We start from the raw sequence: 15681 nt of genomic DNA, 5'->3' as shown, positions 1-15681 counted from the left end.
CCTTGCCGTTAACCCGAAAGATGAGCGCTCTCCAGCCGTCTCTGCCATCCGCAACCTGATCCCCAGGGTCGTCAGGACATTGATCGAGAGCGGACACTGGTCAGCCATGGCTCCGGAACGGGTTTAGAAATCTGGCGCAGGCGAGTTAAGCTTGCCACAAACCTAGTAATTTTGGGGTGTGTCCCTGACCTCAGTCTGCACCACCCGGTCACCGCGACGGTACTGACCTGCGTATCTCGCGTAAGCCGGCGATCGTGCACGATCCCGAGCGGGAAGCCCGCATGCAGCCTCGAGCACTCCTGCATCACAGCGCGGATCACCTCGTGAAATCCATTCGAGCTCGAAAGCAGAATGTCTTTGACGGCGCCACAAATAGAAAAAGCGCCCGTGCTTCACCGGTCTGGTGGGGCGTAGGGTACGCCTCCGGCCTAACTTTGTCGGTCGCTCATTTGACGGGCAGCCCAAGGATATCTCGCGCTTCCTTGGGTGTCGCCGGCTCATGTCCAAGAATATCGATTAGCTGCCTAGCGCGCTCCACAAGGTGTCCGTTCGTAGCGAAAACGCCTCGTCGTAGATATAGATTATCTTCGAGGCCTACACGGATGTTACCTCCAAGCAGGACGGACTGCGCTGCGATCGGATACTGATTTCGCCCTGTCCCGAGAGCGCCCCAATGAGCCCGCTCTGGCAATAGCCCTTTCATGTAGGCAACTGTGTCAGGCGTCGCGGGTGCATTCCACTTCACGCCTAGAACAAACTGGAAAATCGGGATGTCGGTGATTAAGCCCTCGGCGATCAATTGATGCGCAAAGCCGATATCACCACCCTCAAATACTTCAATTTCTGGCTTGACGCCGAGCTCCTTGAAACGCTTTGCCATCGCCCGAAGCGTCCGCGGCGTATTTAGGTAAACGTACTCATCCCCGCCATCGCCCTGATTTGATGTCGTGACATCGAGAGACGCAATGTCCGGCCGACACTCTTCAATGTGCGCATATCGAATCTCTGGCGGCGCCACCGTCGTGCCAAGCGCGGCGCGCGATTCGTCCTCTGGGTCGGGCACAAATCGGGCATTTCCGCCGCAGGTGAGGTTTAAAATGACATCGACTGAGGACTGGCGAATTCTGTCAGAAGCTTCCTTGAATAGATCAACATCGTAAGCGGCGGCGCCGGTCGCGGGATCGCGAACATGAACATGGACGATCGCTGCACCAGCGCGCGCGGCTTCAATGGCCGAGTCGGCGATTTCCTTGGGGGTAATCGGAAAATTCGGGTGATCGCGATTGTATTTTGATCCCCCCGTTAGGGCGCATGTAATTATGATTTTGCGACTGCCGAATAGCGCTATTGGCATAAGATTAGACCCTGTGTTGCTGACGCACGACGGTAAGACCGAATTCTGGGACAGCGCCACCGCTGTGGAGTTATGGCAATCTGCTACTCGTTATGCTGGCGAGTTGCATGAGAAGATCAGACCGCACCATTGTGCGACCGTCCTCAGCCATGACATCGTGCACAAGCGCTGCAATATGCGATGCGCGAAGGGCTGACGACGCCGGATGGTCTCGCGTCGAGATGATCGATGAGGATCTCAGACGGTTGGCCGCCGGTCCCGCCCTACGTGCCGGTTTTGACTAAATGGTCGCCGAGGTTTGTTTCGGCAAGGTCGGGCAGTTTCGCTACGAACCGTGTGTCCCGACTTCCCCGCAACAGCCGCGACTGCCAGTCGCTCATCGAGATGCGTCGAGTCGCTCGCGGGAGATGCACTCGCTACCCTGATCGATCCGGATCGTCCCCGATAGCCGACTGCGCCGCATATGCTTCCAGTTTGCTGGAGATCCCACGGTAAGACCGCGGAACATTTCTCCTACCTAGTGAAGGCTAGGCCCCTGCGCCTTCATCTTCACGGGGCCTGGCATGATCGCCGCCGCCGTCATCCCAAATGTGATTTGAGGGACCACGCTCCGTCCATCGGCATGGCCCTAGTCAATCTGGCGCCTAGGACCGGCTTGGCTAGACCGCCAACCGCCAATTGGCGGGCCAGTGACAGATCAAAGCAAGCAATTGCTGGAGCAGCCCCTGCACTTGGTCCAGCCGTTTGCCTGCGAGCGGATGTGCGAACAGAGTGCAATTTCGCCTAGCCATTGATCCATCCGGGAAGTGAGGACATTGTGGCAGTCGTGCTCCGCGTTGAACTTCTCCGCCTTCAGAGCGGAATTCGATCATACCATTGACACGACTATCACGCTCGATCATGCATTGGGTCCCGTGCTACCGGGGGACTGAAACCTGACACGCCCGAGAGCGTTGTTGAGCAGGAACGGTGTTACCTATGAGTGACTCCAAAGACAGCGTGCTCATCCTCCTCGACCCCGCCGAAGTTCCGACGAATTTTGGTCGGTCACACGCAGTAATTGTCACCCTTTGCGGAAGTGGCTACTCGCATGCAGGCGACACGTGTTCGACAATCAGCATACGGGCACTGAGTCTGTGATGCTGTCCCTCAAGACGGTGCGCGCGCTGACTGGAAAGCCTAGAATCCCCAGCGGCTACCAGCCGGTCAAGGCGAGGACATTGCTGTGAATGCGCGAACAATTATGCCTTTTGGTCATGTCTCGTTGATGGCGGCAAACCCGCGCCGCCGGCGGTGCGCCTACGAATGAACGATCTGCGCGATCCACAGACGACGACCCTGTCCGAAAGGGTATATGGCATGGTGCGTGAAAGCCTCAGATGTGGCGTGTATAAGCCCGGCGAGAAGATCACGCATCGCTCCACAGCCTCTCAACTGGGGGTCAGCGTGACGCCCGTCCGTGAGGCGATCACGCGCCTCGTGTCCGAGGAAAGCCTATCGATGGTAGGTCCAAAGACCATTGTCGCTCCAAGCCTGGGGCGGTCAGATTTGGAGGAAATCACGAAGATCCGCGTCAACCTTGAAGGATGGGCAGCGGAACTCGCGGCGGAAAATGCCTCGGCGACCTTTATCCGCGAGTTGGAGCAGCATCATCTGGTCTACTGCATGCATCGGAGGTCTCACGGCTCCAAGGCGAAAATTGCGGCAAACGCCAAGTTCCACTTCGCGCTGTATGCCCAGTCAAAAGCGCCCAGGCTTCTGGCGATCATCGACAATATTTGGGTGACAATCGGCCCCACGCTGGGCCTTCTCGCAAATCGGGGATTCGAAGACAACGACGGCGAGAGATTTCACGAGGCCGCGATTTCTGCACTTAAGGCAAGAAACACTGCCGCCGTCCAAGCCGCGATAGTCAATGATATACTCACCGCCCGTCTGAAGATCTTGAAAATCTTAAAACCTGAATAAATTAGGATGAAGCTTTTGCAATTCTGCGGGCGAGTGATAATGTCAAATACAATCGAGTGCGGCTTTTGATTTACCTGCGTCCAGGAACGCGAGCAGCGCGGCGGATATGGTGCCAGCCAGGATGAGTTCATCGATAGCTGGCTGGCGCCGCCTGTGGTGGTTGTTGGCCTGATCAGCGCACATCGCTAGCCATTTCCATGGTCCGGTGGGCGTGGCCTCCCACTGTCGCCCGGGTGCAGCGCTTCTTCCGTTAGCCCGACTCGGAAGAGGACTGGCTGGCGTGTACGCTGGCGCGGCCCAACCTGCCCTTCCGGGCCGGACGGAGGTCATGGCCTGAAGCGAGATAATGCAACTTGACTACCTCTTCGTATTGCCCGACAGCAAGGTTCTCGAGCGTCTCGTTGATGAAGTTGTCGGGCGAATTGAGAAACTGCCCCCCTGTTGCCTCACTGAAGAATGTTATCTAACGATGGCGGGGTGAAGAAGCGGGGAGATCGCCCTCCAGTCGCCATTGATGATTTCAACGGCCGTCTCCTCACGCCAGGCTTCACGGCTATTTGCACCGTCCGCAGGCTTTTAGTCGTGAACCGTGTTTGATCGATGTTCATCAGCCTCCGCAGCACGAGGGCTGCCGAGAGTGTCGGCTCGGCTTCCAACCATGCCAGAATCTGAGCCTCATAGGGCTCAAGCATGCTCGGTCTCTTGGGATAAGGCTTTGTCCGCCGATACGGCCTTGTGTAGGTGGGTCGCACCTCACCGCGCCGCCAAGCCATCTTCAGATTTGCGGTGAAGCGCTGCAGATCGATAACGACCGGTTCCTGTGGCGTTGCTTGCACTCTACGACGATCGACGCGTCTTCCCAAATCTTCCTGTGCCGCACGGATGCCGGTGAACAGCATCACCGGGTCCGCCGTTGCGAGCATCGCACGCAACAGCTCCTTGTCGACCTCCGTCACCTCGGGATGGGCCAATACACGCTCGACCGGCGGCGCTGGCGGATAATAGCGCTTGATCACACGCGCGCCGATACGGGTCTTCTCTCGCAGCTTGAACGAGGGCTGGAAGAGATTGCCGTGCAGCCGCACTGCGTCATAGAGACGAACAAGTGCCGCCGTGGCTTCCGCACCCACGAACCTGCCATAGCCGACCAGGCGACGAACGATGGCACCGTTCTTCTGCTCGACCCATGCCTGATCATCCTTCCGATAAGCACGGGAACGCGTCACTTCCAATCCTTGACTTCTGCACCAGGAGACCACGAGTTCATTCATGAAGGCGCTGTCATTGTCAAAGTCCACGCCTTGAAGCGGAAAGGGGAACAAACGACCTAGCCCGCTTGAGGGCAGTGATGACAAGACCACTTTCTCGCGTCCGCACCGGCACGCACTCGGTCCACCCTGTGGCGATATCGTTCAAGACCATGGTTTGCACAAAGCTGCCGGACGAAGAGGTGCCGGAATGGGCAACGAAGTCGACCTCGACATATCCGGGCGGCGGATCGTTCCAGCCGCCGAAGGTGCGCACCGGAACCGACCGACCCACCGCAGAACTCAGTCCGGCGCGCCGGCGCTGCCGGCGCTGCGGCCGCAAGCTGACGGTCCGCTACACGGGAACCAAGCACAACATTCCGCGCTATTCCTGCTGGCGTGGTCGGCTTGACAATGGCGAGCCGCGTTGCATTGCCTTCGGTGGACTACGGGTCGACGACGTCATCGAGGAAGCTCTTCTGCGGGTTGTCGAGCGGGGAGCGATAGCCGCGGCCGTCGAGGCGGAAGCGCAAGCGGCCAGTCGCCGCGATCAGGTCCGCGATGCTCTGATGCGCGATCGCGAAGCGGCACGCTACAGCGCCGACCGGGCATTCCGGCAATACGACGCAGAACCGGCTGGTCGAGGCGGAACTGGAGTTGCCATGGAACGGGGGCTTACGCGTCTCGGCGAGATCGAGAGCAGGATTGCCGCGCAGATGCGGATTCCGACGTGAAGCCGGCCGCCATTCCGATCGATTTGAAGCGGGCCACCATTCCAATCAAAAGTCGGCCAGTTTTCGGGATTGAACATTAGCTCCTGGGTCAGCAACTTTGGCATCAAATGCCCCGCGAAATTTTTGATGCCGGCAAAGAGAAGGCTGACCATGAGTCAGTTACGACAAATGCTGCGGCTTGCCGGAAGTGAGCTCCCGCGAGATTGCCGTCGCGTTGGGAATAGCGCGCGGTACGGTGCAGGATAATCGCAGCGCGCAGCCTCGGTTGGATTGACCTGGCCCTTGCCGGGCGAACTGACCGACGATGCGCTCGAGAACAAACTCTTCACTCGCAACGGCGTCAAGCAGGGCACGACGGAGCGTCTCGATGCCGCCTGCGAGCGTGCGCTGCTGATCAACGCGATCGCCTACTCCTCCGTCACCGCCATCCTCAAAGCCGGTCTCGACCGAGCCAGCTCTGCAGAACCGGCAAAGCCGACACCCCAGCAGCACGCTAACATCCGCGGCTCCACCTATTACCAGTGAAGGAAAGGAAGAAGGAATGCTGACGAACCCTACCGTCGACCAGATGCAGTCCCTCGGTCTGGCCGGCATGGCCGCCGCCTGGCGCGAACTGGCCGAACGGAACAACGCCAACGAGCTCAGCCGTGACGAGTGGCTCGGCCTGATGCTCGACCGCGAGGTCGCGATACGGGCCGACAAGCGCGTCCGGAACCGGCTCGCCTCAGCCAGGCTGCGCTTTCCCGAAGCCTGCATCGAGGACATCGACTTTGCCGCGCCGCGCGGGCTAGACCGGCGCAGCACCTTGGCGCTCGCCCAGGGCGAATGGCTGAAAGCGCATGAGAGCCTGATCGTAACCGGCCAGACCGGAACCGGCAAGTCGTGGCTGGCCTGCGCCTTCGGCCGGCAAGCGGCACGGCTCGATCATTCCGTGCTCTATGTGCGCGTGCCGCGCCTGTTCGAGGATCTGGCGCTCGCCGGTCTCGATGGACGCTTCCCACGTCTCATCGACAAACTCACCCGCGCGTAACTCCTCATCCTCGACGACTTCGGAACCCACTCCCTCACCGACCAGCAGCGCTTCCATCCGTTCGAACTCGTCGAGGAACGCTATCGCCGCAAATCCACCATGATCACCGCCCAGGTCCGGTGGCCAGATGGCATGACCTGATCGCAGACCACACCATCGCCGATGCCATTCTCGACAGGATCGTGCACAATGCCCACCGCATCGTGCTCCAGGGCGACAGCATGCGAAAGCAAAAAGCCGCGCCCCTCTTGACCGGCACCGAAAACGGCGAAATCAATCATCCAGGAACGCAACAAGGCACCCGAGGACCTTCGCCGCCAAACTGTCCCGACATTAGCGAAATCGCTGGAGTGCACCCCTCGACTGAGACAAATAAATAGGGGACAGTTTCTGGATTGCAGGAACTGGAAATGGTTGGAAGAAAGCCGAGATTTAGCGAACAAGAGAAACTGGCGGACGCGCACGTCGTGCGCTGTTCAATGCGCTTCTCGTGCACACCTTGGACCAAGCGATGCACATAGATGCCAGGCAGGTGGATCTGGTCAGGATCGAGGCTGCCGACCGGCACGAGCTCCTCGACCTCGGCGACGCAAATCTTGCCGCAGGTTGCAGCCGGGAGGGCTGAAATTGCGCGCTGTCTTGCGAAAGACAAGGTTGCCCGAACTATCCGTCTTCCAAGCCTTCACGGTTGACCGATCGGCGACAATGCCGGTCTCAAGCACATAGTCCTCCCCATTGAAGATCTTATGCTCCTTGCCCTCGGCGACCACCGTGCCGACGCCGGTCCTCGTGTATAAGCCGGCTAAACCAGCGCCGCCAGCGCGCCTGCGCTCGGCCGGGGTCTCACCGCTTAGGTACTGGCGCATGAACTCGGCGTTCTCGCCGATATAGGACGAGATCATCTTCTTGATCTGCTTCGTCTTCAGCAGCAAGCCGAGCCAAAGTCGTCGACGCCACGATTGTTAGACGCGATTGTCAGGTCTTTAGCGCCCGCGTCCCGGATTGCGCTGATCAATAGCTCCGGTATCTCGCAGAGACCAAATCCGCCCGCCGCAATCAACATTCCGTCCAACAATACACCTTCCAGAGCCTTGTCTGTGTCGCTATAGAGTTTGTTCATGTAGCTCGCCCAAAGATCGGTCAGAACTTCGTTGTTCACGCGAGTCGCCCTACACGACGGCGCCAGCTGAACAGGTATGGGTCGCGTTGCTTTGTGCGAATAGCCTCGCGAGACCGTCAGATATTGCCCATTGCTGTGCACGTGGTGACGACTTTTGCTCCCATTGTACATGAGAATAATCCAATACCTAAACGGTCCAAATCTAATCGGAATGGCCCTCGCGCGCGACCAACGAAAGTTATTCCGAGCGGCGAAGATTTATGATCTGGCCACTCTCAGACCATCCCGCTTGGCTGGACAGCCGAACGAGATTGCACAAACCTTCAATCCGCGACCGTCGCTCGCGCTGCGCAATGCTTGGCGCCAGCGCCCGTCGCTCCACCGCTCATCAGGGCAAATCCAACGCCGGAAACGAGCTCAAAACTGGATAGAAACTGGGGGTAACGTCGGCTGAACCGCAGCACAGGCAGCTCCGGGGAGGCGATGACAACGTGCTCATGCGGCCAGTGGTCTCATACCACATTCTACAATAGAAAAATCATCCTTGCTTTGTTATGAAGGCCCTAGGTTAGTTGTGATAGAGCGCGTTATCGCCTCGCAGATGGCTGCTGCAATAGCGGAATCGTTCTTCTGACGATACTGTATGCAATGGCTGAATTTTGTCAGTTCGCGAGCCCAGTGATGCCGAGCCAAGCGCTTCCAAGCCGTTGAGGCAGCATGACAGGATTCGAAAGAATGCCAGAACATCCTCCCGCCACAGCGCTCGGGTCGTGACGACGCGGCCTGCGGCATTGCTCGCGTGAACCTAGAAGACGTGCTTGGCCAGCTGAGATCGGTGGAATTTGGCCCATGGACCGGCTCTTTGAATGCTCGACCCCCCTCCAACGAGGATGATGCCGTTGCGGGCGCGGCCATCAACGCCATTAAGTTTTGCCGTCGTGCCAAGCAACGATTGCGAAGGTCGCCGCGGGCGGTTGCGTTATCAACGCCGTTAAGCACAGGAATTTGCGACAGGCCCAGATTTGGCTGCCAGAGCCGGCTCTTCCGGGACCGCTGTCGCCGGTGCGCGTACATGACAGGCGACGGCCCGTCCGTCGGCCATTGGAACCAAAGGCGGCACGAAGATGCGGCAACGCTCGACCGCGAGCGGACAACGCGGGTGAAACGTGCATCCGCTCGGGGGATTGATGGGGCTTGGGACCTCGCCCTCGACGGGTACCTCCAGCCGAACCCGCGTCGGATCCGGCACTGGAGCTGCCGCGATCAGCGCCTCGGTGTAGGGATGGACCGGTTTCGCAAAGAGCGCCTCGCTCGGGGCGAGCTCCACGATCCGCCCCAGATACATGACGGCAACGCGATGCGCGATATGCTCCACTACGCCGAGGTCATGCGAGATGAAGAGAAAGGCGATGCCCATCTGCTGCTGGAGATCCAGAAGCAGATTCAAGATCTGCGCCTGCACGGAGACGTCAAGGGCTGACACCGCTTCGTCGGCGATGATGAGGGAGGGATTGAGCGACAGGGCGCGTGCAATGCCGAGCCGCTGGCGCTGACCGCCCGACAATTCGGACGGGAGCCTGTGCATCATGTCCGGCGACATTCCGACCTTTCGGAGAAGGTCCGCGGCGAGTGCCTGACGCTGCTTGCGGATGAGGCGCTGAAAATTCTCGACGGGTTCGGTGATGATCTGTCCGGCGGTGAGGCGCGGGTTCAGCGACGAGTAAGGATCCTGAAAGACCATCTGAATCCGACGGCGCCACGCGTGAAGCGCGTCCTTCTTGAGACTTGCAATGTCGGTTCCGTCGATCAGCACGCGGCCAGCCGTCGGTTCGACGAGCCGCATCAGGAGCCGCGCGACGGTGGACTTGCCACAGCCGGATTCCCCGACGAGACAGAGTGTCTCGCCCACCTCAACGGTGAAGGAAACATCCTCCACGGCCCGGATCACCGGAATTATCTTCTTCAGGAATCCCGCACCAAGCGGATAACGCTTGGTCAGATTCTCGACTTTCAGCAAAGGACCGGTCATGCGCCCATCACCTCTTCGGCGCGCCAGCAAGCCGCGGCGTGGTTGGACCCGATGTCACGCAGGGCGGGCGTCGTATCGCGGCAAATGTCGACAGCGAACGGGCAGCGAGGCGCAAAGCTGCACCCGACGATGGGCTCGCGCAGGTTTGGCACGATCCCGGGAATTTCTGGAAGGCGGCGCTGACGACCGCGCCGCGGATCGGGCACCGATCGCATGAGTCCCTGTGTGTAGGGGTGTGCCGGACGCGCAAACAGATCGATCACGTTCGCCTCCTCGACGATCCGGCCAGCATACATGACAATCACGCGTTGGCATGTCTCGGCCACGACGCCCAGATCATGCGTGATGAACATCACGGCCGTCCCCGTGCGCTCTTTCAGATCGACGATGAGCCGTAGGATTTGCGCCTGGATAGTAACGTCTAGCGAGGTCGTCGGCTCGTCAGCGATCAACAATTCTGGTGAGCAGGCGAGAGCCATGGCGATCATGGCGCGCTGGCGCATGCCGCCCGACATTTCGTGGGGATAGTTGTTGACGCGGCGCTCGGGGTCCGCGATGCGGACGAGACAAAGCATCTCTTCGGCCTTTGCCATTGCCACTGAACGGGACGCCTTCGTGTGGATTTGTACTGCCTCGGCGATCTGGCAGCCGACCGTATAGACGGGGTTCAGACTCGTCATCGGCTCCTGGAAGATCATGGCGATCTGGTCGCCGCGGACTTTTCGCATCTCCCGATCGGACAGCTCAAGGAGATTGCTTCCATGAAAGCGGACCTCACCGCCGACCGTCCTGGCGCTCAGCTTCGGCAGCAGGCGAAGGATGGACAGGGCGGTGACGCTCTTGCCACATCCGGATTCGCCGACGACGCCGAGCGTCTCGCCTTTCCTGACCTCGAAGCTGATTCCGCTGAGCGCACGGGTGACGCTGTGCTCGCCGTAAAAGTGCGTCTCCAGGTTTCGGACGTCGAGAAGCACGTCGTCGCTTGCGGTTTGATGCATCTGCATGTCAGGGCCTCGGCTTCGCGCGTGGATCGAACACGTCGCGCAAACCATCCCCGAGCAGGTTGACGGCAAGGACCGTGACGGCAAGGCAGATACCGGGGGCGAAGATCGTCAATGGGGCGATGGCGAGATACAGGCGCGAACTGGCGATCATGTTGCCCCAGCTCGGAATCTCGGGCGGCACGCCCACGCCGAGGAAGCTCAGCCCAGCCTCCGTCAAGATCGCGCTGGCGCAGACAGTCGCGCCCTGGACCATGAGCGCCGGAATAGTGCTCGGCAGGATATGTCGCCACAGCACCCTCGGCAGGCGCGCCCCGCCGCAGACCGCCGCCTCCACGTAGGGACGTTCGCGAACACCCAGCACCACTGAGCGAACCAAACGCGCGACCGCAGGCGTCTCGGGAATCGCAATGGCGATGATGAGGATGCCGATTCCGGGTCCTGTCAGAGAGATGAGCGCAATGGCCAGCAGAATCGTCGGGATCGACATCAGGCCGTCCATGACCCGCATCATAACGTTGTCGAAGCTGCGGCTGTAACCTGCTATGATGCCGATCAAGAGGCCGGCCATGGCCGCGCATGCCGCCGACAGCAATCCGACCAGGAGGGAGATGCGGGCGCCGAAGATCGTTCGCGCAAACACGTCCCGGCCCAGATTGTCGCTACCGAACCACATCTCGGCGGAAGGCGGCTGTAGGCGCTTGAAGGGATCCATGTTCACTGGATCGCCGGCGTATAGCGCGGCGGCGAGCGCCAGAATAATCAGGAGCGCCAACAAGCTGCCGCCTGCAATGACCAGCGGATGACGCCTTGCCAGACGAGGAAGATCGGACAATTGCACCCGGCCCATCCGCACGGCTTTAACCGGTGCTGAGAGGAGCGTCATATCAGTACCGGATGCGGGGATCGATCAGCGTGTAGGCGAGATCGACCGTCAGGTTGATAAAGACGTACAGTCCCGAAGTCAGGATGAGCACGCTCTGAATGATGGGATAGTCGCGATTGTTGATCGCATCCACGACCAGACGACCGATACCGGGTATGTTGAACACTGTTTCGGTGAGAACGACGCCGCCGATCAGATAGGCGAAGCTTATGCCGATGACGGTCAGGATCGGCACGCCGGCATTCTTCAGAGCGTGATGGAAAAGCATGGCATAGGACGAAGCGCCCTTGGCGGCGGCCGTTCGCATATAATCTTCCGACAGAACTTCTAGCATACTCGCCCGCGTGACCCGGGCGATGAATGCGATGAAGCCAAGGCCCAATGCTACGGTGGGCAGGATGAGATGCACAAACCAGGGCCCAAGGCCACTGCCGATCGGCACATACCCCTGAACCGGCAGCCAGTGCATTCGGATGGCAAAAAAGTATATGAGGAAATAGCCGATGACAAAGACCGGGACGGAATAGCCAAGTGCCGAAAAGGCTGTGAGAAGGCGGTCGATGAAACCGCCAGATTGCCACGCGGCAAGGATGCCGAAAGAGACCCCGACCGTCACGGATAGGATCATTGTCAGGATCGACAGGGATAGGGTCGGTTCAAGTCGCTGCGAGATGAGCTCGAGAACCGGTCGCCCAGAAAAGATTGAGATCCCGAAATCGCCACGGAGCATGCCCCCCACCCAACGTATGAACTGAACCGGCATAGGATCAGTTAGGCCGAGCTGCTCGCGTATGCCGGCGATTACCTCAGCCGTCGCGTTGCGGCCGGCAATCATGGCCGCCGGATCGCCTGGTGCCAGCCTGAGAAGCAGGAACACGAAAATCCCAACCATCGCCATGACGGCGATGGTCGAGACCATCCTGCGCAGGATGTAGGTCGCCATTAGGCTGAAACCTTTTGCATGTTCCACATGGGGAAACCGTACGAGCCGGGCACCTCAAGGAGGCCGGACAGCGACTTCCGGCGCGCCGTCGGCTGGAGTGAGTGCCCCAACAGAACGCCGCCGACGAAGTCCCACCATAGCCCTTGCATTTCTCGGGCGAGTGCCTGCTGCTCCTCGAGTGTGTCGACCTCTATCCATTTGGCCCGGAGGGCCTCGTATTCATCGTTCTTCGGCCAGCCATAAAAAGCATCTTCGCCATTCGCGAGCAAGAAGGGAGTGTTGATCGGATTGTATCCGCTGTAGTCAGAGATGAGAATGTTCCAGCCGCCGTCCTCAACCGGTCCCTTGCTTTTACGGCGTTTTTCAACCCCGCCCCAGTCACTCGGCGCAAGCTCAGCATTGACTCCAATTTTGCGCAGCATGTCTGCCAGAAGCTGAGAGGCATTGCTAGACTCCGGCCAATCTGTGGGTTGGAGGATGACAATTTTCTCGCCGGAATATCCGGCTTCCTGGAAAAGTTGCTTGGCCCTTTCAGGATCGCCACCCTTCTTGTACCATCCTGTATTCTCGTCATTGGAATAGAGGGGATTGTTTCCAAATATCGAAGTCACGGTTTGGGAGAATCTTGGGTCGGGATACGCGACGCGCATGAACGCTTCCTGATCGACCAAGTGAAGCATCGCCTGACGCGCCTTGACGTTGTCGAAGGGCGGCTGCAGAAAATTCATTCGCAAGTACATTATAGTGCCTCCCTTACATAGAACCTGGAGCTCAAGGTTGGGATCACTTTCAATCAACGGGAAAAGATCGGCGGGTGGCATCCAGACGAAATCGACCTCTCCCGCTTGGAGCGCCGCAAAGGCAGTCTGTTGATCGGGAATAACTTGCCAGACCGCTCGATCTACCTTGACTACCTTTCCGCCAGCGAACCCGTCGGGCGGTTCCTGCCGGGGTACATATTGTGCATTTCGGTCGTAGGTGAAGCTTGCGCCAGGCTTGGCTAAAGCCTCATTGAACTTGAACGGCCCGGATCCGATATTCGAGGTAACCTGCTCGGTAGCGGGGCGGCTCGCGTCTTTCTCACGCATGACAGCGAGGTAAAGTCCCTCCACAAGTATATTAATTAGAGTCCCCAGTGGCTCCTTGAGGGAGATCGTGAAGGTCCTGTCATCTGCTTTCGAGATGTCTTTGGCCCTGGCCATGATCAGTTTTCCACCAGCGTCCACCTGGCCCCAGCGTCGTATCGAGGCCACACAGTCCGCCGCGATGACTGGGCTGCCATCATGGAAGGTCAGGCCTTCGCGGAGTTGGAACGTGTAGGTCTTCTTGTCGTCGGAAACGCCCCACTTTTCCACCATTTGCGGCTGCGGCACCCCTTTGGAATCGACGGCGAACAGCGTGTCGTATACCGCATAGCCATGCATGCGTGTTTGGTCGACCCCCGATAGAATCGGATCGAAGACCGTGAGGTCAGCCATCACCATCCGAACCGTCCGAGTGTCTGGTGACGTCTGGGCCCGCAGGATCGATGGCATTGATAATGCCGTTCCGGCGGCCAAGCCTGCCTTGATCAAGTTACGTCTAGAGATTGTCATGTTCTGTTCCTCCTCTTTTGATTCTGGTGCTCATTTCAAAGCGCTTGCAACATACTTGTGGAGAGGCCCGACAGAATGCTGACGGGCAGTGATTGCGGGAGTGGAAATATCGTGTTCCGGCCAGAAGCGCGCCTTCTGGTATTCGAACTGATTTTTTCTGTAGTATCCAACGCCGGGAGTGTTCACGAGCACTGGGGTGGCGAGACCGGCGAAGTTCAGAACAAAATGGAAGCCTGATTTCACGACTATGAAATCAAGATCTTCGATAACCACGTTCTGGCTTGTGAAAGCAGCTGGATCAATCGTGTCGGCCGGCTTTGTGGTCACCAGCACATGGATGCGGTCATCCACCTTTAGAACGGCCGTTGGTCCCATGGCACAGAGATCGCCTCCGCCGACCGGACCCTTCAAAATGAAATTTCCATCGCTCACATGTTCAACTCGCCCGGTGATCAATCGAGGCATGAATCCCGGCGTGAAACCTGCACCGACAGACAGCGTAACAGTTGCACCTACGCCGGCCTCTACTGCCCGAGCCGCTGCGACGGGATCGGTGATGGGGACCGCGCCACGCAGCCCGGGATAATCATCGAGCGCTGCGGAAAGCAAAATTGTACCATCGCCCGGCGCCCCGGCAGCGGTGCGGTCGCCCATATCGCCGATCGCGAATGGCCGCTTGTCTGGCGAACTGTCGACAAGAGCAAACACCTCGTCAACTGTCAGGAGGTCGTCCTTGAATCGTTCGCGTTCGACCCAGAAGTGGGTCGCGAGGTCAACTGCGACGGAAGGAGCGTCGGCGTCGGGGCCATCGCTCAGAATGGTGATAACCTGACCAATTTCGTTATCATCGGTAAAGCGGAACACGTTGTAGATCGAAATGTCCTTAATCGATGGATGCAGAGCCGCGTATTCGCGTGCTTTTGCATGGATTTCGGCCAGCGGCCCGGAAGCGGTTTCACCCGCACCCGGCAGGATCATAGGCACCCACGCCGAAACCGTGACAGGCTTTAGACGCCCCTCAAGTTGCTTGATCAGAAGTTCTGCAACTTTGTGACCACATTCGACAAAGTCAGAATGAGGGTTTTCCTTGCAGGCAATACAAATATCGGTGTTGTCGAGCATACGGGGCGTGATATGGCCATGAAGGTCGAGGCCGATGCCGATCGGCACGTTGGGGCCAACGACATGGCGAAGCGCTTGAAGAAGATCGCCCTCAGCATCCGGCGTTTCCGTCGTGCCCATCGCGCCATGAAGGTCCAAACCTATTGCATCAGGCTTGATGCGTCGAACCTCATCCAAAAGTTCCTCACGCATACGCACATAGAAATCATGATCGACAAGGCCGCCGGCTCCCCCGTTGGCCGAAAAGACCGGCTCAATTCTGGCGCCCGCCGCGACAAGCGCTTCAGTCAGTCCCTTCAGCACGCCGGCTGGCGATCTTAAGATGTCGTGGCCACGTTCCACCACGAAGAGCTCCTCGTGGGTAAGCCTTGGGTTCAGCCTGTGGGATTCGTGGCAGAAACGGGCAACAAGAATGCGATAAGGCCTTGAGATTTCTGGCACTCGATTAATCCTGCTTTGTAAGGTCGTGGCCTAGTCAGCTAGTTGGAATGCGGGAATCCGATACTGAATCCTCATTGTATGGGCCGTCAGTCGAAGTCATCGGCCAGATCTCCATACCGGTCCAAGAAGATGCCAAAAGCGTTCTCCAGCTCCGAGAATTCGTCTTCGGTATTGGCCAGTGACACGGTAAACTGGCCGCGCCTGGTGACAA

General features: G+C 58.8%; 10 protein-coding genes and 4 pseudogenes. 5 read left to right on the top strand and 9 right to left on the bottom strand.

Features of this window, described 5'->3' with window-relative positions:
- Positions 1-127 (top strand): annotated as a pseudogene (locus EOA78_RS37495) (LysR family transcriptional regulator); the annotation flags it as partial.
- A 318-nt stretch (positions 128-445) separates the two neighbouring features.
- Here EOA78_RS37495 and EOA78_RS31315 read toward each other — a convergent pair.
- Complete coding sequence (locus EOA78_RS31315; RefSeq protein WP_127319135.1) at positions 446-1354, bottom strand: 3-keto-5-aminohexanoate cleavage protein; 909 nt, start codon at positions 1352-1354, stop codon at positions 446-448.
- 1305 nt (positions 1355-2659) lie between these two features.
- Here EOA78_RS31315 and EOA78_RS31310 point away from each other — a divergent pair.
- A complete protein-coding gene (locus EOA78_RS31310) occupies positions 2660-3322 on the top strand; it encodes a GntR family transcriptional regulator (protein ID WP_127319133.1) in 663 nt (220 codons plus the stop codon).
- A 446-nt stretch (positions 3323-3768) separates the two neighbouring features.
- Here the strand turns inward: EOA78_RS31310 and EOA78_RS31305 are convergent, their stop codons facing one another.
- Positions 3769-4593, bottom strand: coding sequence for a hypothetical protein (locus tag EOA78_RS31305; protein ID WP_245477881.1), 825 nt, complete (start codon positions 4591-4593; stop codon positions 3769-3771).
- Positions 4594-4670: 77 nt separating this feature from the next.
- On the opposite strand from EOA78_RS31305, the gene EOA78_RS37490 reads away from it, so the two are divergent.
- The 3 genes and pseudogenes from EOA78_RS37490 to istB all read left to right on the top strand — a co-directional run.
- On the top strand, positions 4671-5303 hold the full coding sequence (locus tag EOA78_RS37490) for a hypothetical protein (RefSeq protein ID WP_245477879.1): 633 nt from the start codon (positions 4671-4673) through the stop codon (positions 5301-5303).
- Between the two features lie 354 nt (positions 5304-5657).
- Positions 5658-5828: pseudogene (locus EOA78_RS31290) on the top strand (IS21 family transposase); the annotation flags it as partial.
- A gap of 16 nt (positions 5829-5844) precedes the next feature.
- Positions 5845-6566: pseudogene (gene istB / locus EOA78_RS31285) on the top strand (IS21-like element helper ATPase IstB); the annotation flags it as partial.
- 221 nt (positions 6567-6787) lie between these two features.
- On the opposite strand, the pseudogene EOA78_RS31280 reads toward istB, so the two are convergent.
- The 7 genes and pseudogenes from EOA78_RS31280 to EOA78_RS31245 all read right to left on the bottom strand — a co-directional run.
- A pseudogene (locus EOA78_RS31280) lies at positions 6788-7453 on the bottom strand (CoA transferase subunit A); the annotation flags it as partial.
- Positions 7454-8444: 991 nt separating this feature from the next.
- Positions 8445-9482, bottom strand: coding sequence for an oligopeptide/dipeptide ABC transporter ATP-binding protein (locus EOA78_RS31270; protein WP_127319131.1), 1038 nt, complete (start codon positions 9480-9482; stop codon positions 8445-8447).
- Positions 9479-10486, bottom strand: coding sequence for an ABC transporter ATP-binding protein (locus EOA78_RS31265; protein WP_127319129.1), 1008 nt, complete (start codon positions 10484-10486; stop codon positions 9479-9481). The genes EOA78_RS31270 and EOA78_RS31265 overlap by 4 nt, the downstream gene beginning before the upstream one ends.
- 1 nt (position 10487) lies before the next feature.
- A complete protein-coding gene (locus EOA78_RS31260; RefSeq protein ID WP_127319127.1) occupies positions 10488-11369 on the bottom strand; it encodes an ABC transporter permease in 882 nt (293 codons plus the stop codon).
- 1 nt (position 11370) lies between these two features.
- On the bottom strand, positions 11371-12312 hold the full coding sequence (locus EOA78_RS31255) for an ABC transporter permease (RefSeq protein ID WP_127319125.1): 942 nt from the start codon (positions 12310-12312) through the stop codon (positions 11371-11373).
- Entirely contained in the window at positions 12312-13907 is a 1596-nt protein-coding gene (locus tag EOA78_RS31250) for an ABC transporter substrate-binding protein (RefSeq protein ID WP_127319123.1), read from the bottom strand. The genes EOA78_RS31255 and EOA78_RS31250 overlap by 1 nt, the downstream gene beginning before the upstream one ends.
- A gap of 30 nt (positions 13908-13937) precedes the next feature.
- On the bottom strand, positions 13938-15470 hold the full coding sequence (locus tag EOA78_RS31245; RefSeq protein WP_127319121.1) for a M81 family metallopeptidase: 1533 nt from the start codon (positions 15468-15470) through the stop codon (positions 13938-13940).
- Between the last annotated feature and the right edge of the window lie 211 nt (positions 15471-15681).

This window comes from Mesorhizobium sp. M5C.F.Cr.IN.023.01.1.1, from assembly GCF_003997585.1.
Lineage (GTDB): Bacteria > Pseudomonadota > Alphaproteobacteria > Rhizobiales > Rhizobiaceae > Mesorhizobium > Mesorhizobium wenxiniae.
Note: the sequence above shows the minus strand (reverse complement) of the source record. Positions and strands in the feature narration are given on the sequence as shown.